This window comes from Nonomuraea sp. 3-1Str (assembly GCF_031570565.1).
Lineage (GTDB): Bacteria > Actinomycetota > Actinomycetes > Streptosporangiales > Streptosporangiaceae > Nonomuraea.
Genome location: NZ_JALHBK010000011.1, coordinates 155,169 through 177,114 on the forward strand (window position 1 = coordinate 155,169; position 21,946 = coordinate 177,114).

A 21,946-nucleotide genomic window follows, 5' to 3' on the forward strand; every position below is an offset into this window, starting at 1 on the left:
ACATCGCCTTCCTGGGATAGCCCCGGGGCGATGTGACGCCGGTCACATTTGTCGTTTCCATCCTTTTCAGACCCCACCGGTCCGGAGAGCCCTCGACGGATTCTGGCGAATCGCGACCGTTCCTGCCGTCCACTTCGGCCAAGACGTGGGAGTGAACGGCCAGGTGGCTGGGTGGAGCCCCAGGTCGTGGAGGTCCGTTTCTCGGGGTTCCGGATCGCGTGGGCGCAGGTTCCGGATGGCCGCTTCGGCCTGTCGCGGGCCTGCAGTCACGGGCACGCCGGAGCGCGCGAGCCGCCGCACGGCCGTGTCGAGTGCGGGCGAGCCGGTGGTACGCGCCTTCGCGGCAGCCATCCGTGCCGGTGCGCCGGCGTTCGGGACGGCGGGGGGTGCGACGGTGACGCCGAGGAGCGCGACGGCGGGCCTGCGGGCGTGCCGCCGAACCCAGTCGAGTCCGGCGACCGTGTCCGAGAGACTCCCGGTCGCGCCGCAGCCCAGCACCCGTACCGAGGCGATGCCGGCCCGTGGCGCCACCCCGTGCTCCCGGCCCGCGGCCAGGCGGGCCGCGCGTGTGCCGTGTCCCGTGCAGTCGTCCCCGGTTCCGCCCGTGGCGTCGAACGCGTGCCAGGCCCGGTCCCCGAACTCCTCCCGCCCGGCGTCGAGCCCGCTGTCCACCACGTACACGGTCACCCCGCCACCCACGGCGACGTCCCCCGCGAAGACGGCACCGCTCGGGACGGCCCGGCGGTCGCGAAGCGGGCGGGTCGGCAGGTCCGGCTCGACGGCCCGCACGCGCGGGTCGGCCCGCAGCTCGTCCACCTCGGCGGCGCTGAGCCACGTCGCGAACCCCGGCAGCGCCGCCGTGTAGTAACGCCGCACCCTCCACCGCACCTCGCCGACGAGGTCGCGCGCGGCGGCCCGGTCGCGGGCTGTGACCAGGTACGGCCGGGTGCTCTCGGCGACGATCGGCCGGGCGGCGAGCCCGGAGGCGGGCGTCATGGCCAGGGAGGCCACGGTGGCCGCGGCCGTAGCCACCGCGGTGGCGACGTACACCGAGGGAACCCGCAGGGCGGACGGTACGCGCAGGGCCGACATCACGCGCAGCCCTTCGCCGCGAGAGCGGGCGGAGGCCGGCGCGGAGGCCCGCGCAGAGGAGACACGCGCGGAGGAGGAGCGCGTGGAGGAGGAGCGCGTGAGGGAGGCGCTTGCGAAGGGGGCGCGCACGGAAGGAACGCGCGCGACCCGAACGTACGCGGAGGGGACGCGCACGAAGCGCAGGCCGGATCGTCGGAGCACGAGCTATGAGGCTGCCTGTCACGCGGGTCACAGGAACAACAGGACACGCCCTCGCGTCTATTCACGAGAAAGCTCTTTACCTTGCGCATGACGAGAGGGGACTGATCCGGGGGATGGGCGGCGAGCAGCAGAAGTTCGAGCTGAGCGTGCCGCAGATCGGGGGAAGCGCCCTCGCGGCGGTGACGGCCGCGGTGGCGGCGTCCTACCTCGGGGTGGCGGGAACGGTGATAGGCGCCGCGGTGATGAGTGTGGCCAGCACGGTCGGCACCGCCGTCTACACGCACTACCTCAAGCGGACGGGCGACCAGGTCATCCGGCGTACGGTGGTCGCCCGGCGGTGGCAGGTGCGGGAGCACGGCGCGGTGGAGGACGAGGGCCAGGGGGCCCTCGCCGCCGCGGCCCACGCCACGGTCGGCGCCGCCGCGCCGGACCACACGCGCACACTCAACGGCGTAACAGTCGCCGCACCGCCGGTGACCAGCCCGCCGGTGGTCAGTTCGCCGGTGACGGAGCCGCTGGTGACGGAGCCGCCGGTGACGGGGCGGGAATACGCGGGTGAGGAGGACGCGACGGTCGTGATGCCGCCGGTCACCGCCCCTCTCCCCGCCCAGGCCGGTGACCGTACCGAGCCGTTGGCCGCCGTGACCGCGCTCGCGCCCGCCGTACCACCCGTCGCCGACCGCGGCGGCTCCCGAGGCAGGATGCCGGCCTGGGGAAAGGTGGCCGCCGCCGCGGGACTGGCGTTCGGGGTGAGCATGGGCAGCATCCTGGCCTACCAGGGCGTCACCCGTGCGACGGTCCACGAGCAGCTCACCGGCCAGGTGCCCGCCTCCGCGCCGAAGCACCCGACGGTACGCCGCGAGGAGTCGTCCCACGATCCCGCGCCGCAGGTCAGCACGCCGTTCTCCGGCGAGCCCGAGACCGCCGGCCCGCCGCGGACCGCCACGCCGAGCCCCACCCTGAGCCCCACGCCGACGCCCTCCCGGAGCCGGGGCACGAGCACGCCGACGGCCACGCCCACGCCGGCCCCCACGGCCACGCGCACGCACACCGGGTCGGCCCGGCCGACCGAGGCCGCCACCACCGCGCCGCCGGAGGAGACCGGCGAGCCGGACGTGGTGGAGGAGGAGCCGCAGCCCGACAGCGACGTCCTGCTCCAGTGAGGGAGGAGGGCGTCAGGCGCCGAGGACCTGGTCGAGGTACGCGTTGGCGAACAGGCGGTCCGGGTCGAGCCGGTCCCTCAGCGCCAGGAAGTCCGCGAAACGCGGGTAGACACCCTTGAGGTACGCCGCGTCCCGCGTGTGCATCTTGCCCCAGTGCGGTCGCCCGCCCAGCCGCACCATGATCTCCTCCACCCCCTCGAAGTACGCGGGATGGGGCGTCGGCCGGTACATGTGGCACGCCACGTACCCCGTCGCCCGCCCGTACGCCGTCGAGAGCCACGCGTCGCCGGGCGGCGACACCCGGACCTCCACCGGGAAGGTGATCTTCCAGTCCATGCGCTCGACCAGGTCACGCGTCTCGCGCAGGGCCTGGGCGAGGTGCTCGCGGGGCACCGCGTACTCCATCTCCAGGAAACGCACGTCGCGCCGGGAGGTGAAGACCCGGTAGGAGGCGTCGACCGCCTCGGAGTCGCCGAGCGCCGCCGCACTGACCGTGTTGATGCGCGGGATGAGCGCGGGGAAGCGGGCGCCGGTGGCGCAGGCCGCGCCGAAGAGGGTGTTCTCCAGGAACACGTTGTCCAGCCAGTGCTTGAAGGCGCCGGGCGGGCTCGGCGGGCCGGGGTCGCGGTTGTTGGTCTTGACCAGGCAGGTGTCGGTGTGGGGCAGCCAGAAGAAGTCGAGGTGCTCGTTGCCGGCGGTGAGCTGGTCGAGCGTGTCGAGGATGCCGGTGAGGGTGGCGCGCCGGCGCCGGTTGCGCAGCAGGAACGCGGGCTCCACCCGGAACGTCACGGCGGTCAGCACCCCGAGCGCCCCGAGCCCGACCCGGGCCGCGTCGAACAGGTCGTCGCCGGGGACCGCCGTGGTCAGGGATCCGTCGGCGAGCACCAGCTCCAGCTCGGTCACCTGGTCGGCGAGGCCGCCGCTGTCGCGGCCGGTGCCGTGGGTGCCGGTCTGGATGGCGCCGGCGACGGTCTGCTCGGTGATGTCGCCCATGTTGGCCAGGGCCAGGCCGCGCTCGTGCAGCAGCTCGTTGAGGACCTTGAGCGGCGTGCCGGCCAGCACGGTGACGCGGTCGCCGTCGAGGGAGCGGACGCCGGTCAGCGCCGTGGGGCGGAGCAGGAGGCCGTCGGTGAGGGCCACCCCGGTGAAGGAGTGGCCCGTGCCGACCATGCGGACGCGCCGCCCGGAGGCGGCGGCGTCGCGGACCGCGCGCGCGACCTCGTCGGCCGAGGCGGGCGCGCGTACCTCGGAGGGGCTGATCGACTGGTTGCCGGCCCAGTTCGTGAAGACCATGGACGCCCCTTCGAGGCTCGTTCCGTCAAACGCGAACGATACTCAGTTCTGCCAGCCCTCAGGAAGCGGGAAGGCGTCGCCGGGCTCGAGGTTCTGCCTCTTCACGACGTCGGACACCGTGACGAGGTGGAAGCCCTTGGCCTGCAGGGTCTTGATGAGGGCCGGCATCCCGTCGACGGTCTGCTTGACCCAGTCGTGCATCAGGATGATGCTGTCCTGCTGGGCCACGGCGAGCGTCTGCTTGTGGATGGCGTCCACGTTCTTGGTGTCCCAGTCGCGGGAGCCGGCCGTCCACAGGATGATCGGCATGTCGAACTCCGCCGCGACCTCGGACACCTGGATGTCGGCCAGCCCGTACGGCGGGCGCAGCAGCTTGGGCTCGACGCCCGCCGCCTTCTTCACCTCGTCCTGCGTCTTCTGGATCTCGTTCCGGATGGCCGCCGGTTCGAGCTTGGTGAAGTCGGGGTGCGTGTAGCTGTGGTTGCCGAGCTCGTGGCCCTCCTTGGCCATGCGCTTGACGTACGCCGGACGGGCCTTGACGTACTGGCCCTCCAGGAAGAACGTCGCCTTGGCGTCGTACTTCTTCAGCGTGTCGAGCAGCGTGCCCGCGTACTTGCCGGGACCGTCGTCGAAGGTCAGCGCGATGCACTTGACCTGCTCGCAGTCCACGGGCGCCTTCTTGGCGGCCGTCTTCGCGGCGGCGGCCGTCGGCTTGGGCGTGGGGGTCGGGGTTGCGGCCAGCGCAGGTCCCGGGATCAGGGCGACCGTTACAGCCGCGATGGCCAGAAGTGAACTCTTTTGTCGGGACATAACGAAGCATCCAATGTGAACGGTGTTGCGAGGGATGTCCCGACGGTATCGGATCAACTCTCGGCCGGTGAAGCCGCTTCGGGAAGTCTCAGCAAACCCGAACCTCCGGCGCCCACGACCGCGGCGAGGGCCGCGGCGGCGAGCGGGAGGACGTACGCGCTGGACGCGCCGACGGCCTCGGTGAGCCGCCCGCCGGCCCACGCGCCGAGTGCCACCCCGAACCCGATGGACGTGGAGATCCACGCCATGCCCTCCGTGAGCAGCGACGGAGGAACCAGCCGCTCGGTCAGCGAGAAGCCCGTGATGAGCGTCGGCGAGATCGCCAGCCCGGCCAGGAACAGCGCGCCCGCCATGACGAACGTGTCGCCGATGAACATGATCGGCGTCAGCCCCGCCACGAACACCACGAGCGCCCGCAGGAACCGTCCCCGCAGCGAGATCCGCCAGTGCCGCGACCCGAACCACAGCCCCGACACCATCGACCCGCCCGCGAACGCGGCCAGCAGGAACCCGGCCGCCCCCTTCACGCCGTGCTCCTCGGCGAACGCCACGGTGATCAGGTCCACCGAGCCGAACACCGTGCCCAGCCCCAGGTAGACGCAGGCCAGCAGGGCGATGCCGGGGATGAGGATGGGCGTGCCGCCGCCGCCCCGGGAGGACTGCACGGGCGGCTGCGTGCGCCGCTGCGCGGCCAGCGCCAGCGACCCGCCGAGCATGCACACCAGCGCCACGGTCAGCCCCGCGTACGGGCTGATCTCGGTGGCGAGGATGGTCACCAGGGCCGGGCCCGTGACGAAGATCACTTCGTCGGCCACGGACTCGAACGCGAACGCGGTGTGCAGCCGGGACGAGCCGCCGTGCAGCGCCGACCAGCGGGCCCGCACCATCGAGCCGAGCGACAGCGACGTGGCGCCGACCAGCAGCGCCGAGACGTACAGCGTCCACTGGGGCAGGCCGAAGCCCGCGCTGAGCATGAGGGTGGCCAGCGCGAGCGCGTTCAGTGAGGCGAACGGGACGATGATCCGGCCCTGGCCGAACCGGTCCACGAGCCGCCCGGTGAGCGGGGCGGCGACCGCGAAGGAGACGTTCGTGGTGGCGGCCACGGCGCCGGCGGTGGCGTACGAGCCGCTGAGCGCCGAGATCAGCAGCACGATGCCGATGCCCAGCATGGACATCGGCATCCGGCCGATGAACGCGGCCAGCACGAACCCCTTGACGCCGGGCCCGTCGAACAACCCCCGGTACGGCCCGACCACCTGATGCCCCCCTTGTCGCTGCCCGTTCACCTTGTCATGGCCGATGTCCGTTCGGCACCGGATTTTCTCGCCGATTCGGCTAACGTGTCCCGCGTGTCCGGTCTTCCCTCCTTACGGTCCGTGCTCCTCGTGGCGGCGGCCGTGGCCGTCATGACGGCGCTCGGCGGGGGAGTGGCCGTCCTGCTGGGCGGCGACCCGCACGACGCCGCCCGGCAGCCGGTACGGCGGGCCCAGCTCGGGGAGCGTCAGCAGATACGGCTCGACCAGCTCGTACCCACCACCGCGCCGGCCAGGAACGACGCCGAGCCGGCGGCCGGCGGGCCGGGCGTCACCGTCACCCCGCCCAGCATGATCGCCATCGCCCGCGGCGAGGTGCCGAAGAGCGCCCGCCTGGCCCTGGCCAAGGTCAGGAACGTGCAGAAGGTCGTCGTCGTGGACGCGGGCGCCGTCCAGGTGGCGGGCACCTCGCTCAACCTGCTGGCGGTCGAGCCGGCCGCCTTCCGGTCGTGGACGCCGAAGGCCGTCGCCGAACACCCCGGCGTCTGGGGCGCGCTGGCGCGCGGCGAGCTGGTGGCCGACGCCGCCGCGACCCGCCGGCTGGGGCTCGTGCTGGGCGCCGAGTACCAGGTGGACGGCGGCCCGCGGCTGCGCGTCGCGGCGTCGGCCGCGCTCGGCCTGCGCGGCGTCGACGGCCTGGTGAGCGCCGGCCGCGGCCAGGAGCTGCGGATGGCGCGCGGCGTCGCGGTGCTGCTGCACGGCAAGGGCGGCGCGATCAGCCAGGCCCGCGTGCGCCGGCTGCTCGGCGCCGGCTCCCAGGTCGTGTCGCTCGTTCCCGAGAAGGCCCGGGAGAAGAAGAAGCCCCAGGCCCCGGCCACGGCCGCGACCGCCGCCCCCACCGCTCCGGCAAGGGGCCGCCCCGCCAGCTACCTGGACCTGTACAAGCAGTCGGCCACCCGCTGCCCCGGCCTGTCCTGGACGGTGCTGGCGGCCATCGGCCAGGTCGAGAGCTCACACGGCCGCAACAACGGGCCGTCCAGCGCCGGGGCGCTCGGCCCGATGCAGTTCATGCCCGCCACCTGGAAGGTGTACGGCGTGGACGGCGACGCCGACGGCAAGGCCGACATCTGGAGTCCGTACGACGCGGTGCCCGGAGCCGCCAACTACCTGTGCGCGAACGGCGCCGGGAAGGGCGGCGAGAAGCTGCGCAAGGCGATCTGGTTCTACAACCACTCCTGGGACTACGTGAACAAGGTCATGGGCGTCGCCGAGGGCTACGCCCGCGCCTACACCTGAGCCCGGGCCGGTCCCGGCCGGACCGGGGAGGGGCAGCAGGTCAGCGGGCACGGCACGGGCTCCGGCTCGTCCATCAGCTCGCGCACCATCCGCACGAACGCGGGATGGGTGCCGGCCGTCGCCGCCCGCTCCATCGGCAGCCCCAGCTCGGCGGCCACCTGCCGGGCCTCGGTGTCCAGGTCGTAGACGACCTCCATGTGGTCGGAGACGAACCCGATCGGCACCAGCACCACCGCCGGGGCGTCGACCTTGCGCAGGTGGTCGCACACGTCGGGCTCCAGCCACGGCACCTGCGGCGGGCCGCTGCGCGACTGCCACACCAGGTCCCACGGCTGCGTGCGGCCCAGCGCCCGGTTGACCAGCTCGGCGGAGCGGCGCAGCTGCGCCTCGTACAGGCCGCCCTCGGGGCCGGCGGTGCGGGCCATGCTCAGCGGGACGCTGTGCGCCGTGAACACCAGGCGGGCGTCGTCGCGGCCCAGCCGGTCGAGGGCCTGCCGGGTGTGGTCGGCCATCGCCTCGACGAAACCGGGATGGTCGCCGTAGTGCCGCATCTTGACCAGCTCGGGGCCGTCTTCGAGGGAGATGCGCTCGATGTCCTCGTAGTACTGGCGGCAGCTGGAGTAGCCGGCGAACGCCGAGGTGGCGAACACCGCGGCCCTGCGGACGCCGTCCTCCTTCATCCGCCGCACCGTGTCCTCGCCGAACGGGTGCCAGTTGCGGTTGCCCCAGTACACCGGCACGCCCGCCACCGGGCGCAGCGCCTCGACCAGGTCGCGGTTCTGCTGGTTGATCGGGCTGACCCCGCCGAAGCCCAGGTAGTGCTCGGCCACCGCCAGCAGCCGCTCGCGCGGCACGCCGCGGCCCCGCACGACGTTCTCCAGGAACGGCATGACGTCGTCGGGACCCTCGGGGCCGCCGAAGGACAGGACCAGAAGCGCGTCGTAGTTCCCCACGTGCCAACCCTATGCCGGAGTGCGCGCGGTCCCCCGCGAGGGATGTGAGCGACCGAGCCGCCGCACGTGGTGCGGCCATGAACAGGTAGGTTCGATCGGGTGAGCGCATTCAACGACATACGTGATTACGTGGCCATCCCTCGGGTTCTCTCGCTGAAGCTCGCGCCGGACGGATCCCGGCTCGTGTCCGTCGTGCAGTCGCTCAACCCCGACGGCAAGTCGTACGGCACGGCGCTCTGGGCGGTCCCCGTCGACGGTGAGCCGTACCGCCTGACGCGGTCGTCCAAGGGCGAGAGCGCGGCCGCGTTCACCCGCGCGGGGGACGTGCTGTTCACCTCCGCCCGCCCGGACACCACGGCCAAGGACGCCGGAGAGGAGGTGCCGGCGCTGTGGCTGCTGCCGCGCGCGGGCGGCGAGGCGCGGCAGGTGGCCGCGCGGCCCGGCGGCATCTCGTCCTTCCGCACGGCGGGCGACGTCGTGGTGTTCGCCTCCGACGTGCTCGGCGGCGAGGAGGCGGCCGAGGAGGAGCGCCGCAAGGCGCGCAAGGACGCCGGCATCAGCGCGATCCTGCACGAGGGCTACCCGGTGCGCTACTGGGACCACGACCTGGGCCCCGGCCGCACCCGGCTGTTCGCCGCCCGCCTCGGCGATGACCGCCTGGAGGACGTGCGCGACCTGACGCCCGACCCGGGCGAGGCGCTGCGCGACGCCACGTTCGACCTGACGCCCGACGGCGCGACGCTGGTGACGACCTGGCGGGTTCCGCTGCCGCGCGGCGAGGTGCGTACCGAGCTGGTCGCGATCGACGTGGCCACCGGCGAGCGGCGCGTGCTGTTCGGCGACGACGCCCACGACTTCGGCGGCCCGATCGCGGTCTCGCCCGACGGCGCCCGCGTCGCCTGCTCCCGTGAGCGGCTCACCGCGCTCGACGTGCCGGCCCGCTCCGAGCTGTGGATCGGCGACCTGGCCACCGGCGAGGGCCGCGTGTACGCGCCCGATCTGCTGTTCCACATGGACGTGGAGTGGGCGCCCGACTCCTCGGCCGTCTACGTCGCGGCCGACCACCAGGGCCGCCGCCCCGTCTTCCGCGTCGCGGCGGGCGAGGACCCCGCGGAGCCCGTCCGGGTCACCGAGGACGACGCCTCCTACCTCGGGCTCAACGCCCCGGCCGACGGCCGGTTCCTGTACGCGCTGCGCAGCGGCGTCGGCATCGTGCCCGGCCCGGCGCGCATCGACACGGCGCAGGGCGGCGCGGCGGCCGAGATCGCCGCCCTGCCCTCGCCCGCGCCCCGCCCCGAGCTGCCCGGCACGCTCACCGAGATCTCCGCCACCGCCGACGACGGCGTGCCGATCCGCGGCTGGCTCGTCCTGCCGGAGGACGCCTCCGCCGACGACCCCGCGCCGCTGGTGGTGTTCATCCACGGCGGCCCGCTCGGGTCCTGGAACGACTGGCAGTGGCGCTGGCAGTCGTGGATCATGGCGGCGCACGGCTACGCGGTCCTCATGCCCGACCCGTGCATGTCCACCGGCTACGGCCAGGCCATGATCGACCGCGGCTGGGGCGACTGGGGGCCGCGCACGATGGCCGATCTCGACGTGATCGTGGACGCCGCCGTGGCCAGGGACGACATCGACGCCGGGCGGACCGCCGCGATGGGCGGCTCCTACGGCGGCTACATGGCCAACTGGATCGCCGGCCACAGCGACCGCTACAAGGCGATCGTCACCCACGCCTCCCTGTGGAACCTCGAACAGTTCGTCGGCACGACCGACGCCGCCATGTACTGGCAGCGTGAGTTCGGCCCGGCCGGCTCCGAGCGCTACGCCAAGCTGTCGCCGCACCTGTCGCTGGGCGAGATCCGCACCCCGATGCTCGTCATCCACGGCGACAAGGACTACCGGGTGCCGATCGGCGAGGCGCTGCGCCTGTGGTGGGACCTCCAGCGCACCGAGGTCGAGGCGAAGTTCCTCTACTTCCCCGACGAGAACCACTGGATCCTCAAGCCCGGCAACGCCGTCGCCTGGTACGAGACCGTCCTGGCGTTCCTGGCCCAGCACGTGCTGGGCGAGGAGTGGAAGCGGCCGGAGTCGGTGGCGTGATGAACGAGTTCGCGCGGCTGGCCGAGGAGATCGCGCGCGAGGCGGGCGACATGCTGCTCGCCAAGCGGCCGACGATGTCCGAGGTCGTCGAGACGAAGTCCAGCCCCACCGACGTGGTCACCACGCTCGACACGGCGTCGGAGCGGCTGATCCGCGCCCGCATCCAGGAGGCCAGGCCGGGCGACCGCGTCCTGGGCGAGGAGGGCGGCGAGGCGGGCGGCGACTCCGGCGTGCGCTGGATCGTCGATCCCATCGACGGCACCGTCAACTTCCTGTACGGCCTGCCGGAGTGGGCGGTGTCGATCGCGGTCGAGGTGGACGGCCAGGTCGTCGCCGGCGTCGTCAACGTGGTGCCGCGCGGCGAGGTGTTCATCGCGGCGCTCGGCGAGGGCGCCTGGCTGGGCGCCGAGCGGCTGCGCTGCAACACCGGGGTGCCGCTGGCGCAGGCGCTGGTCTCCACCGGGTTCGGCTACGACGCCCGGCGGCGAGCCGTCCAGGGGAGGGTGCTGGCCGAGGTGCTGCCCCGGGTGCGCGACATCAGGCGCGGCGGCTCGTGCGCGGCGGACCTCTGCTCGGTGGCGGCGGGCCGCGTGGACGGCTACTACGAGCGGGGCGTCAACCGCTGGGACTACGCGGCGGCCGGGCTGATCGCCGCGGAGGCGGGGGCGCGGGTGGCGGGCCTGAACGGCAAGCCTGCCTCTTCCGAGCTGCTGCTGTGCGCGGCGCCGGGGCTGTTCGAGGAGCTGCACGACCTGCTCGCGCCGCTCGACCCCGAACGCGACGCCTGACCGCTCCCGGCCGGCCCGCGCAGACGTGGAACGGCCGGCCTCGTGGACACGTGAAACGGCCGGGCCCCCTTCAGGAGGGGCCCGGCCGTTCCTACGCGTGATCAGCGGGTGTGTTTCGCGCCTGATCAGCAGGGCAAGGGAATGCCGTGATCGTCCGCCAGCCGGCGCAGGTCCTCGATCTCGGCGGTGAGGGTGTCGGCGAGGTAGTCGTCGCCGGCGCTACGGGCCTGCTGGAGGCCCTGGTAAGCCTGGTCGAGGCGGCGTTCGATCGTCGTGGTGAACTCGCCCATCTCACCTACTTTCTGCGGGGTTCGAGCTTCCCAGGGAGAAGCGGCACCCATACGAGGCCGTGCCCTCATGGCACGTCGATGGATGTCCCGCTGGCATACCCAGGGCCCTCGCTGTCCGAAACATGAATTCTCGGATGCGTTGCGGCAGGTTGTCGGCGCATGCCTTACCGTGCGCTTATCGAAGGCGTGTGCAGAATGAGTGCCGAGAATGGGAGAGGGGTGCACGGGCGTGCGAGTGCTGGTGGTTGAGGACGAGCGGGTGCTCGCCGACGCGATCGCGACCGGCCTGCGGCGCGAGGCCATGGCGGTCGACGTCGCCTACGACGGCGGCGGCGCGCTGGAACGCACCTCCTACATCGACTACGACGTGATCGTCCTGGACCGCGACCTGCCGGTCGTCCACGGTGACGAGGTGTGTCGCCGCCTGGTGGAGCAGCGCTCGGCCTCGCGGATTCTCATGCTCACCGCCTCGGGCGACGTGGACGACAAGGTGGAGGGGCTGGGCCTGGGGGCCGACGACTACCTCGCCAAGCCGTTCGTGTTCATCGAGCTGGTCGCCCGGGTGCGGGCGCTCGGCCGCCGCTCGGCCCCGGCGCTGCCGCCGGTGCTGGAGCGGGCCGGTGTCCGCCTCGACCCGGGCAAGCGGCTGGTCGAGCGCGACGGCCGGGAGATCATGCTCACCAAGAAGGAGTTCGCGGTCCTGGAGGAGCTGATGCGCGCCGAGGGCGCCGTCGTCAGCCAGGAGGACCTGCTGGACAAGGCATGGGACGAGAACATCGACCCGTTCACCAACGTGGTGCGGGTCACCATGATGACGCTGCGCAAGAAGCTGGGCGACCCGCAGGTGATCGAGACCGTGCCCGGGGTGGGGTACAAGCTGTGAGCCGTGCCCTCCCGGGCGGTGTCGTCACAGGGCCGGTGAAGGGGCGGGCGAGGGGCCCGGCGGAGGGGGCTGTGTGACCGAGAGGCAGGAGCGGCGCGAGAATCCGGTGCCCACGCACCCCATGATCAGCCCGCATTCGGAGCGCAAGGCCACCCGGCCGAACGAGGCGCCGCCGCCGAGCGGCCCGCCGGTCTGGGACGGCCCGCCGCCGCCCAGCTACGCGCCCGTCCAGCGGTCGGCGCGCGAGCTGGTGAGGGAGCTGCCCGGCAGGGTCAGCATCCGCTGGCGGCTCACCCTCACCTACAGCGCGCTGTTCCTGGTGGCGGCCGGCGTGCTGCTGTTCTCCATCTACGCGATCGTCGGGCGGGCCATCGACGAGGCGTGGCTGCCGCTGGACCTGAGCGGCGTCGATCCGATCGACGCCGCCATCACGCAGCGCCGGTGGGGCATCGCGCAGCAGCAGGCCGTGCAGACGGCGCGCGACGTCCTGCTGAGCAGCTCCGTGCTCGCTCTGGTGGGCGTGGGCATCCTGGCCCTCATCCTCGGCTACTTCGTCGCCGACCGGGCGCTGCGCCCGGTGACCCAGATGACGACCACGGCCCGCAAGCTGTCGGAGAGCAACCTCGCCCACCAGCGCATCGACCTGCGGGGCCCCGACGACGAGCTGAAGGAGCTGGCCGACACCTTCGACGCCATGCTCACGCGGCTCAACGTCGCCTTCGACACCCAGCGCCGGTTCGTGGCCAACGCCTCCCACGAGCTGCGCACCCCGCTGACCATCAACCGGACGGTGCTGGAGATCGCCCTGTCCGATCCGGAGGCGTCGGAGGACCTCAAGGCGCTGGGCCGTACCCTCCTGGAGGTCAACGCCCGCAACGAGAAGCTCATCGAGGGCCTGCTGCTGCTGGCGCGCAGCGAGCGGGAGCTGGCGGTGCGCAAGCCGCTGGACGTCAAGGACGTGGCCACGTCCGCCGTCGAGCAGGTGACGCCGTTCGCCGAGGAGCACGGGGTCACGATCACGACCGAGCTGGTGAGCGCGCCGACCGTGGGCGACCCGGTGCTCCTGGAACGCTCCGTGAGCAACCTGCTGGAGAACGCCGTCAAGTACAACGCCCCCGAGAACGGAAAAGTCTGGATTCGGACGGGAATGGTGGACGGGGCCTTGGTTGTTCAGGTGGCCAACACGGGACAGCACGTCCCGGCGTACGAGGTCAACAGCCTTTTCGAGCCGTTCAGAAGGCTCCACGCGGACCGCGTGGACTCGGCCAAGGGGGCCGGCCTCGGACTGTCCATCGTGCGCGCCGTGGTGCAGGCTCACGGCGGCAACGTGACCGCCGTGCCACGAGAGGGCGGAGGACTTGTGGTGACCATCCGGCTTCCGAGTCGCTGATCCGGCGTGTTGGTCGGGTGGGGGCGTCTCGTTCTTGCCGCACATGTGGTTGGATGTGCCGTCGAACACGGTGGTGCGGGACGCCAGGCTGTGGGTTTGGCCATATTTGGCTAACCATTGCCGATGGCAGAAGGCCCTGACGTGTTGGGAGGTTCAGTGTTCGTTCAACCGGGGTACCGATGCACAATCTCCCCACCGGAGCGGGCACAAGACACACCTGCCAGACGTTAGAAGACGCGCGACGAGCGCGAAGACATATGGATGAGGGGGATGGAGTAGCACCATGGCTACCGACTACGACAGCCCGCGCAAGACAGACGACGACCTCGGTGAGGACAGCCTGCAGGAGCTGCAGGCCAGGCGCACCGACAAGTCGTCCGGCAGCATCGACATCGACGAGACCGATCTCGCCGAATCGCTAGAGCTGCCCGGCGCGGATCTGTCCAACGAAGAACTCAGCCTGCGGGTGATCCCGCGCCAGGCCGACGAGTTCACCTGCTCGCGGTGTTTCCTCGTGCACCACCGCAGCCAGCTGGCCTCCGAGAAGAACGGCCAGCAGGTCTGCCGGGAGTGCGCGGCCTGACCACGGAGCGAGACAGCTCGCCCGCGGCGGCATGGAACGACGCCGCCTGGGCAACGAGCTGTCGCGACCAGAGGACGGAGGCTTCCGCGTGGCCCGACCGGACAGGCATCAGCGAGACAGCGACGAGCCGCACGACCACAAGGACGACCGACACCGGCAGGACGGGGACCGGCAGGACCGGGACCCGCGGCCGGACGACGAGCTCGCCGGCACCGAATCGGAGGTCGGCGAGCTCGTCGGCAAGCTCACCGAGCCCGGCCAGCTGGAGCCGGCCGAGCGGCGCAGGCTGCTCGGCCGTCTAGCCCGCAGCCTGAGCTCCGGCCAGTGGAAGGCGCGCGCCGAGGGCACCGGGCGGGGCCGCTGGCTGGCCGACATCTTCCTCAGCATCGCGCCCCGCATCCCCATCCGCGACCTCCACACTCTCTCCGAGCACCACCATGGCCTGACCGGCGAGCAGCTCGCCGACGACCTCATCCGCACCGCCCAGAAGGCCACCATGACGGTCGGCGCCATCGGCGGAGCGCTCGCCGCGGCCGAGTTCGCCGCGCCGCCCCTCCTTCTGTCGGCCCCGGCCCAGCTCGTGGCCGAGACCATCGTGGTGGCCGCCATCGAGGTCAAGCTCCTCGCCGAGCTGCACGAGGTCTACGGCGTGCGCGTCCAGGGCACCGGCCCGCAGCGCGCCGCCGCGTTCACCGCCGCCTGGGCCAGGCAGCGCGGGATCGACCCCCTCGCCCCCGCGTCCGTCACCCTCGCGCTCGGCGCGGCCACCAAGACGGCTCTGCGCAACCGCCTCATGCGCACGCTCGGCCGCCACCTGACCACACTCGGCCCGTTCCTCACCGGCGCCGTGGCCGGGGGCACGCTCAACCGCATGGCCACCAAGAAGCTCGGCCAGGCCATCCGCGACGACCTGCGCGGCAAGCTGCCCCCTCCGCCGCCCCAGCGCGGGATCGGCCGCTAGGCGTCCGGACCGCGCAGGCCGTCGAAGGTCATCCGCACCAGCGTGTCCGCCAGGTCGTCCGCGGAGCCGCGCGCGGGGCGGTACCACTCGGTGATCGAGTTGACCGCCCCGAACAGCAGCCGCGTCACCAGCGCCGGGTCCAGGTCGGGCCGGATCGCGCCCTCGGCCGCCGCCTCCTTCACCAGGTGGCTGACGAAGGCGTCGAAGGCGCGCCGCCGCTCCAGCGCCCGCCGCTCGGTCGCGCTGTTGCCCCGCACGCGCAGCAGCAGCGTCACGTACGGCAGGCGGTCCACCAGGATGCGGACACTCTCCCGCACCACCCACTCCAGGCGCTCGATCGCCGGCCCGGAGCCGGCCCGCTCGTCGGCGACCAGCTCCGACAGGCCGTCCAGCGCCCGGTCGAGCGCCAGCGCGAGCAGCTGCTCCTTGCCCGCCACGTGGTGGTAGATGGCCGACTTCGTGACCCCCAGCGCCCTGGCCAGGTCCTCCATGCTGGTGCCGTCGTAGCCGCGCTCGTTGAAGACGTCCACGGCGATCGCCAGGACGGACTCGGGATCGTGCCCCCGCCTGCCCTGGCGAGGTTGTACGGCCATGGCGCCATTATCCCCAGTCGCGTATCTCGGTTGCGGACCACCCGCTTCTGCCCCCGCCCGGATGTCTCGCTTGTCAACTGACCGAATGTTCGGTAAACACGTCAGCGTCTGCCCGAACTGCGGCAAGAGAGGTCGGAAAAGCATGTTCGACCAGCATCGCGAGACTCTCGACCGGGCCCTCGCGGCCATCGCCGGCCGGGGCTACTGGAGCGCCTACCCCGAGTCCCCGTCACCGCGGGTCTACGGCGAGGGGGCGGCCGAGCGGGGCAAGGCCGCGTTCGAGGCCCACCTGGGCAAGCCGTTCGAGCTGGACCAGCCGGGCACCGGCGGGTGGGTCGGCGCGGAGCGCTCGCCGTACGGGCTCGACCTCGGCGTCACCTACCCCGAGCCGGACGCCGGGCTGCTCGTCGAGGCGGCCAAGGCCGCTATGCCGGCCTGGCGCGACGCCGGGCCCGACGCCCGCGCGCTCGCCTGCGTGGAGATCGTCCACCGGATCAACCAGCGCTCGTTCGAGCTCGCGCACGCGGTGCAGCACACCACCGGGCAGGCGTTCGTGATGGCCTTCCAGGCCGGCGGGCCGCACGCGCAGGACCGCGCGCTGGAGGCCATCGCGTACGGCCACGCCGCCATGACCGTCTCGGCCGCCTCGGCCCGCTGGGAGAAGCCGGCCAAGGGCGACCCGCTGGTCATGACCAAGACCTTCACGGCCGTGCCGCGCGGCGTCGCGGTGGTGATCGGCTGCAACACCTTCCCGACCTGGAACGCCTACCCGGGGCTGTTCGCGTCGCTGGTCACCGGCAACCCGGTGATCGTCAAGCCGCACCCGCGGGCGATCCTGCCCCTGGCGATCACCGTGGGCATCGCCCGCGAGGTCCTCGCCGAGGCCGGCTTCGACCCGGCGCTGGTGTCGCTGGCCGTGGAGGAGGGCCGGGGCCTGGCCGTGACCCTCGCCACCCATCCCGGCGTGCGGATCGTGGACTTCACCGGGTCCACCGAGTTCGGCCAGTGGCTGGAGGCCAACGCCCGCCAGGCGCTCGTCCACACCGAGAAGGCCGGGGTCAACACGGTCGTCGTCGACTCGGCCGGCTCCTTCCGCGGCATGCTCGGCAACCTGGCGTTCTCGCTGTCGCTCTACAGCGGGCAGATGTGCACCACCCCGCAGAACATCCTCATCCCCGCCGGCGGCATCGAGACCGACGAGGGGCACAAGAGCTTCGAGGAGGTGGCGGCGGGACTCGCCGGGGCCGTCGGGCGGCTGCTGGGCGACGAGGCGCGCGCGGTGGAGCTCACCGGCGCGATCGTCAACCCGGACGTGCTGGCCCGTCTGGAGGCCGCGCCGTCGCTGGGCGAGGTGGTGCTGGAGTCCCGGGCGCTCAAGCACCCCGCCTTCCCCGACGCGGTCGTGCGCACGCCCGTGATCGTCCGCGTGGACGCCGGCCGTGAGGACGTGTACGGGCGTGAGCACTTCGGGCCGATCGCGTTCGTCGTGCCCACGGCCTCGACGGAGGAGAGCCTGGGCCTGCTGCGCCGGGTGACCGCCGCGCGGGGCGCGCTCACGGCGGCGGTGTACTCGACGTCGCCCGAGGTGCTGGCGCAGGCCGAGCGGGCGGCCCTGGAGGCGGGGGTCAACCTGTCGTGCAACCTGGAGGGCGGAGTGTTCGTCAACCAGTCGGCGGCCTTCAGCGACTACCACGGTACGGGGGCCAACCCGGCGGCCACGGCCTCGCTCACGGACCCGTCCTTCGTCGCCGGCCGCTTCCACATGGTCCAGTCCCGCCGCCCGGCCGAGGGGTGAACGCCGCCCGTTGCCCGTATATATGGGAAACGTCCGTTGTGTGTGATATGCGGCATTCACGTTTGTTTTCGCAGGTCCTGGGCAGGGTCTAAGGGCGCCGTTCCGTACGCGAGCTCGCGGCGACGCACGCTCCCGGCGCGAGGGCGGTGATGCGGCGGCGAGGCTCGGCGGCGGGCGCCGGAAGCCGTGTGTCGCGGCTCCCGCACAGGTGAGCCTAGGAGGACTTGGGTGAGTGGCCGTAGCTCGTTCCTGATCGTCGCCAACCGGTTGCCGGTGGATCGCACGGTCGAGCCCGACGGAACGGCCTCGTGGCGCAGGAGCCCCGGCGGGCTCGTGACCGCCATCGCGCCGGTGATGCAGCGCCGTCACGGCGCCTGGCTCGGGTGGCACGGCGCCCCCGACGAGAAACTGGAGCCCCTGGAACAGGGCGGCATGAGCCTCATCCCGGTGCCGCTGTCGGCCCGCGAGGTCGAGCTGTACTACGAGGGCTTCTCCAACGCCACGCTGTGGCCGCTCTACCACGACGTGGTCGCGCCGCCGGTCTTCGACCGGGAGACGTGGGAGGCCTACCGCGCCGTCAACGAGCGCTTCGCCGTCGCCGCGGCCGAGGCCGCCGACGAGGGCGCCGTCGTCTGGGTGCAGGACTACCAGCTCCAGCTCGTGCCCGCCATGCTCCGCAAGCTCCGGCCCGACCTGCGGATCGGCTTCTTCCTGCACATCCCGTTCCCGCCGGTCGAGCTGTTCTGGCGGCTGCCCTGGCGCAAGGAGCTCGTCGAGGGTCTGCTCGGGGCCGACCTCGTCGGCTTCCAGCTGCCCGGCGGCGCCGCCAACTTCCGCCGGCTCTGCCGCCGCCTGCTCGGCCTGCCGTACAAGGGGAACGAGATCTTCGTGGAGGACCGGACCGTCACCACGCAGGCGTTCCCGATCTCCGTCGACTTCGGCGAGCTCGACTCGCTGGTGCGCGAGCCGCACATCATCCAGCGCGCCAAGGAGATCCGGGCCGAGCTCGGCGACCCCGAGCACATGCTGCTCGGCGTGGACCGCCTCGACTACACCAAGGGCATCGGCCAGCGCCTGGAGGCGTTCGGCGAGCTGCTCAAGGAGGGGACGCTCGCCCCCAACGAGGCGGTGTTCGTGCAGATCGCCACGCCCAGCCGGGAGCGGGTCGAGGAGTACAAGCGGCTGCGCGACGACATCGAGCTCCAGGTGGGCCGGATCAACGGCGAGCACGCGATGCTCGGCCTGCAGCCCATCCAGTACTTCCACCAGTCGTACGGCCGCGAGGAGCTGGCCGCGCTCTACCTGGCCGCCGACGTCATGGTCGTCACGCCCCTGCGCGACGGCATGAACCTCGTCGCCAAGGAGTACGTCTCCTGCCACCAGGACCTGCACGGCGCGCTCGTGCTCAGCGAGTTCACCGGGGCCGCGGACGAGCTGCGCCAGGCGTACCTGGTCAACCCGTACGACATAGAGGACGTCAAGCGGCAGATGATCGCCGCCATGCGGGCCACGCCGCACGAGCTGTCCCGGCGGATGCGCACGATGCGCCGCCGGGTCGCCACCTACGACGTGGACCGCTGGGCGAGCGAGTTCCTCACGGCACTCGAGTCACCTGCTTCACCGACCGCCACGCCTCATAGCGCTTCTTGGCAGTCCGATTGACCACGATCTGCGCCACCGACATGCCGACGCCCATGAGCACCGCGTAGCCGATGGCCTCGCCCATGCCGACCTCGGGGGAGTCGGGATCGACAGGCGGCTCCTTGCCCGTCGCCTTCACCCAGACGAACCCGAGGGCCTTGCGCGCCACCCACGCGGTCGCCAGTCCCATCAGCCCGCCGATGACCCGCCAGGCCAGGTCCGGCCTCTCATCTGCCATACGGACGTCTCCTTCCCCTCTGTAACGAACCCTAGTCTGCAACGCTGGCGTGACCCGCGAAGCCGTACCATATGGAGGCATGACTCAACAGCGACTACGCCATGCCGCCATGCCGGAAAAACCGTCTCTCGACGGCTTGGAGCAGGTATGGGTAGCCCGCTGGGAGCAGGAGGGCACCTACCGCTTCGACCGGTCGAAGACGCGTGAGCAGATCTACTCGATCGACACGCCCCCTCCGACCGTCTCCGGCTCGCTGCACGTGGGTCACGTCTTCTCCTACACCCACACCGACACCATCGCCCGCTTCCAGCGGATGCGCGGGCGTGAGGTGTTCTACCCCATGGGCTGGGACGACAACGGCCTGCCCACCGAGCGCCGCGTGCAGAACCACTTCGGCGTCCGCTGTGACCCCTCGGTGCCCTACGACCGCGACTTCACACCTCCCGCCAAGCCCGACCCCAAGCGGCAGGTGCCGATCTCGCGGGGCAACTTCATCGAGCTGTGCGAGCGGCTGACCACCGAGGACGAGAAGGCGTTCGAGGACCTGTGGCGCCGCCTCGGGCTGTCGGTCGACTGGTCGATGACGTACGCCACCATCGACGGCGCCGCGCGGGCCGCCTCCCAGCGGGCGTTCCTGCGCAACCTCGCCCGCGGCGAGGCGTACATGGCCGAGGCGCCGACGCTGTGGGACGTCACCTTCCGCACCGCCGTCGCCCAGGCCGAGCTGGAGGACCGCGAGTGGCCGGGCGCGTTCCACCGGATCTCCTTCTACGGCGAGAAGGGGCCCATCTGGATCGAGACCACCCGGCCCGAGCTGATCCCCGCCTGCGTGGCGCTGGTCGCCCACCCCGACGACGAGCGCTACCAGCCGCTGTTCGGCACGTCGGCGCTGTCGCCGCTGTTCGGCGTCGAGGTGCCGGTCCTCGCCCACCACCTCGCCGAGCCCGACAAGGGCTCCGGCATCGCGATGATCTGCACGTTCGGCGACCTGACCGACGTCACCTGGTGGCGCGAGCTCGGGCTGCCCACCCGGCCCGTCATCGGCCGCGACGGGCGGCTGCTGCCCGAGCCCCCGGAGGGCGCCGAGCGCGAGCCGTACGAGCAGCTGGCCGGAAAGACGGTCCACAGCGCCCGCGAGCGCATCGTGGAGCTGCTGCGCGAGTCCGGCGACCTCGACGGCGAGCCGCGGCCGGTCCAGCGCACGGTCAAGTTCTACGAGAAGGGGGACCGGCCCCTGGAGATCGTCACCACCCGCCAGTGGTACATCCGCAACGGCGGGCGCGACGCCGAGCTGCGCGAGCGGCTGCTCGGCCGGGGCTCGGAGCTGAGCTGGCACCCGCCGCACATGCGGGTCCGCTACGACAACTGGGTGCAGGGCCTGGCCGGCGACTGGCTGATCTCCCGGCAGCGCTTCTTCGGCGTGCCGTTCCCCGTCTGGTACCCGCTGGACGACGCCGGCGAGCCCGACCACACCCGGCCGCTGCTGCCGCCCGAGGACCTGCTGCCGGTGGACCCGTCGTCGCAGGTCCCCGAGGGTTACACCGAGGACCAGCGGGGCAAGCCCGGCGGGTTCGTCGGCGACCCGGACGTCATGGACACCTGGGCCACCTCCTCCCTCACGCCGGAGATCGCGGGCGGGTGGGAGCGCGACCCTGACCTGTTCGCGCGGGTCTTCCCCATGGACCTGCGCCCGCAGGCCCACGAGATCATCCGCACCTGGCTGTTCTCCACCGTGGTCCGGGCCCACCAGGAGTTCGGCACGCTGCCGTGGAGCGACGTGTCCATCTCCGGGTGGATCCTCGACCCCGACCGCAAGAAGATGTCCAAGTCCAAGGGCAACGTCACGACGCCGCTCGGGCTGCTGGAGGAGTACGGCTCCGACGCGGTCCGCTACTGGGCGGCCAGCGGGCGGCCCGGCACCGACACCGCGTTCGACACCGGGCAGATCAAGGTCGGGCGGCGGCTCGCCATCAAGATCCTCAACGCCTCGAAGTTCGTGCTCGGCTTCCCCGAGGCCGACGTCGAGGTGACCGAGCCGCTCGACCTGTCCATGCTGGCCGGGCTGGCCGACGTGGTGGACGAGGCCACCCGGGCGTTCGAGGACTACGACTACACCAGAGCCCTGGAGGCGGCCGAGCGGTTCTTCTGGTCGTTCTGCGACGACTACCTGGAGCTGGTCAAGGCCCGCGCCTACGAGTCCGGCGCGGCCGCCGCCTCCGCCCACGCGGCCCTGCGGCTCGCGCTCGACGCGCTGCTGCGGCTGTTCGCGCCCTTCCTGCCGTTCGTCACCGAGGAGGTGTGGTCGTGGTGGCGGCCCGGCTCCGTCCACCGCTCCGCCTGGCCGGCCGTCGAGCGCGGGACCGGCGACCCGGCCGTGCTGACCGTGGCCTCCGAGGTGCTCCGGCGCGTGCGCAAGGCCAAGTCGGAGGCCAAGCTGTCCATGCGCGCCGAGGTGTCCCGCCTCACGGTGTCCGGACCCGAGGCCGGGCTCGTCCGGCTCGCGCAGGACGACCTGTGCGGGGCGGGCAACGTCGAGGAGTTCGTCCTGCGGGACGGGCCCGAGTTCGCGGTGGAGGTCGCCCTCACCGAGACCCCCTGACGTCCCTGGTGCCCCGGCGCCGGG

At 72.3% G+C, this 21,946-nt stretch carries 19 protein-coding genes; 11 read left to right on the forward strand and 8 right to left on the reverse strand.

Translation table 11 applies throughout. From position 1 onward, the window contains the following. Positions 1 to 66 precede the first annotated feature (66 nt). Positions 67 to 1,092, reverse strand: a complete 1,026-nt coding sequence (locus MTP10_RS19620) for a protease inhibitor I9 family protein (protein WP_310711010.1) — start codon at positions 1,090 to 1,092, stop codon at positions 67 to 69. 314 nt (positions 1,093 to 1,406) lie between these two features. Between MTP10_RS19620 and MTP10_RS19625 the strand changes: the two genes are divergently transcribed. Further along, a complete protein-coding gene (locus MTP10_RS19625) occupies positions 1,407 to 2,456 on the forward strand; it encodes a hypothetical protein (protein ID WP_310710926.1) in 1,050 nt (349 codons plus the stop codon). Between the two features lie 12 nt (positions 2,457 to 2,468). Here MTP10_RS19625 and MTP10_RS19630 read toward each other — a convergent pair whose 3' ends face one another. From MTP10_RS19630 to MTP10_RS19640, 3 genes are read right to left on the reverse strand one after another with little or no spacing between them, the layout of a single operon-like run. Further along, on the reverse strand, positions 2,469 to 3,749 hold the full coding sequence (locus MTP10_RS19630) for a D-arabinono-1,4-lactone oxidase (protein WP_310710927.1): 1,281 nt from the start codon (positions 3,747 to 3,749) through the stop codon (positions 2,469 to 2,471). A gap of 42 nt (positions 3,750 to 3,791) precedes the next feature. Then, complete coding sequence (locus MTP10_RS19635; RefSeq protein ID WP_310710928.1) at positions 3,792 to 4,559, reverse strand: polysaccharide deacetylase family protein; 768 nt, start codon at positions 4,557 to 4,559, stop codon at positions 3,792 to 3,794. A 53-nt stretch (positions 4,560 to 4,612) separates the two neighbouring features. Then, a complete protein-coding gene (locus MTP10_RS19640) occupies positions 4,613 to 5,815 on the reverse strand; it encodes an MFS transporter (RefSeq protein ID WP_310710929.1) in 1,203 nt (400 codons plus the stop codon). Between the two features lie 93 nt (positions 5,816 to 5,908). On the opposite strand from MTP10_RS19640, the gene MTP10_RS19645 reads away from it, so the two are divergent. After that, a complete protein-coding gene (locus tag MTP10_RS19645) occupies positions 5,909 to 7,108 on the forward strand; it encodes a lytic transglycosylase domain-containing protein (RefSeq protein ID WP_310710930.1) in 1,200 nt (399 codons plus the stop codon). Here the strand turns inward: MTP10_RS19645 and MTP10_RS19650 are convergent. Then, positions 7,099 to 8,061, reverse strand: coding sequence for a ferrochelatase (locus tag MTP10_RS19650; RefSeq protein WP_310710931.1), 963 nt, complete (start codon positions 8,059 to 8,061; stop codon positions 7,099 to 7,101). The two genes, MTP10_RS19645 and MTP10_RS19650, sit on opposite strands and share 10 nt — an antisense overlap. Before the next feature lie 99 nt (positions 8,062 to 8,160). Between MTP10_RS19650 and MTP10_RS19655 the strand changes: the two genes are divergently transcribed. Beyond that, positions 8,161 to 10,161 (forward strand): alpha/beta fold hydrolase, encoded by a 2,001-nt coding sequence (locus MTP10_RS19655; RefSeq protein WP_310710932.1) that lies wholly within the window; start codon positions 8,161 to 8,163, stop codon positions 10,159 to 10,161. Continuing rightward, positions 10,161 to 10,949 (forward strand): inositol monophosphatase family protein, encoded by a 789-nt coding sequence (locus tag MTP10_RS19660; RefSeq protein WP_310710933.1) that lies wholly within the window; start codon positions 10,161 to 10,163, stop codon positions 10,947 to 10,949. Before MTP10_RS19655 ends, MTP10_RS19660 begins: the two co-directional genes overlap by 1 nt. Before the next feature lie 125 nt (positions 10,950 to 11,074). Here MTP10_RS19660 and MTP10_RS19665 read toward each other — a convergent pair whose 3' ends face one another. Next, a complete protein-coding gene (locus MTP10_RS19665; RefSeq protein ID WP_310710934.1) occupies positions 11,075 to 11,239 on the reverse strand; it encodes a hypothetical protein in 165 nt (54 codons plus the stop codon). Between the two features lie 229 nt (positions 11,240 to 11,468). Here MTP10_RS19665 and MTP10_RS19670 point away from each other — a divergent pair, with 229 nt between their 5' ends. The 4 genes from MTP10_RS19670 (at position 11,469) to MTP10_RS19685 (ending at position 15,056) form a co-directional block, all read left to right on the forward strand. Beyond that, a complete protein-coding gene (locus tag MTP10_RS19670) occupies positions 11,469 to 12,122 on the forward strand; it encodes a response regulator transcription factor (protein WP_310710935.1) in 654 nt (217 codons plus the stop codon). Between the two features lie 121 nt (positions 12,123 to 12,243). Then, the gene (locus MTP10_RS19675) at positions 12,244 to 13,512 is read left to right on the forward strand and encodes a sensor histidine kinase (RefSeq protein WP_397201238.1); all 1,269 of its coding nucleotides are present in this window, start codon (positions 12,244 to 12,246) and stop codon (positions 13,510 to 13,512) included. 283 nt (positions 13,513 to 13,795) lie between these two features. Continuing rightward, complete coding sequence (locus MTP10_RS19680) at positions 13,796 to 14,095, forward strand: DUF4193 domain-containing protein (protein WP_020542847.1); 300 nt, start codon at positions 13,796 to 13,798, stop codon at positions 14,093 to 14,095. An 88-nt stretch (positions 14,096 to 14,183) separates the two neighbouring features. Continuing rightward, positions 14,184 to 15,056 (forward strand): hypothetical protein, encoded by an 873-nt coding sequence (locus MTP10_RS19685; RefSeq protein WP_310710937.1) that lies wholly within the window; start codon positions 14,184 to 14,186, stop codon positions 15,054 to 15,056. On the opposite strand, the gene MTP10_RS19690 is transcribed toward MTP10_RS19685, so the two are convergent. Next, the gene (locus tag MTP10_RS19690) at positions 15,053 to 15,649 is read right to left on the reverse strand and encodes a TetR/AcrR family transcriptional regulator (protein WP_310710938.1); all 597 of its coding nucleotides are present in this window, start codon (positions 15,647 to 15,649) and stop codon (positions 15,053 to 15,055) included. The two genes, MTP10_RS19685 and MTP10_RS19690, sit on opposite strands and share 4 nt — an antisense overlap. A gap of 142 nt (positions 15,650 to 15,791) precedes the next feature. Here MTP10_RS19690 and paaN point away from each other — a divergent pair, with 142 nt between their 5' ends. After that, positions 15,792 to 17,444 (forward strand): phenylacetic acid degradation protein PaaN, encoded by a 1,653-nt coding sequence (paaN, locus tag MTP10_RS19695; protein ID WP_310710939.1) that lies wholly within the window; start codon positions 15,792 to 15,794, stop codon positions 17,442 to 17,444. 228 nt (positions 17,445 to 17,672) lie between these two features. Then, positions 17,673 to 19,106 (forward strand): trehalose-6-phosphate synthase, encoded by a 1,434-nt coding sequence (locus tag MTP10_RS19700; RefSeq protein WP_310710940.1) that lies wholly within the window; start codon positions 17,673 to 17,675, stop codon positions 19,104 to 19,106. On the opposite strand, the gene MTP10_RS19705 is transcribed toward MTP10_RS19700, so the two are convergent. Beyond that, positions 19,039 to 19,323, reverse strand: a complete 285-nt coding sequence (locus MTP10_RS19705; protein WP_310710941.1) for a DUF4235 domain-containing protein — start codon at positions 19,321 to 19,323, stop codon at positions 19,039 to 19,041. The two genes, MTP10_RS19700 and MTP10_RS19705, sit on opposite strands and share 68 nt — an antisense overlap. A gap of 79 nt (positions 19,324 to 19,402) precedes the next feature. Between MTP10_RS19705 and valS the strand changes: the two genes are divergently transcribed. Then, a complete protein-coding gene (gene valS, locus MTP10_RS19710; protein WP_310710942.1) occupies positions 19,403 to 21,922 on the forward strand; it encodes a valine--tRNA ligase in 2,520 nt (839 codons plus the stop codon). Positions 21,923 to 21,946 lie beyond the last annotated feature (24 nt).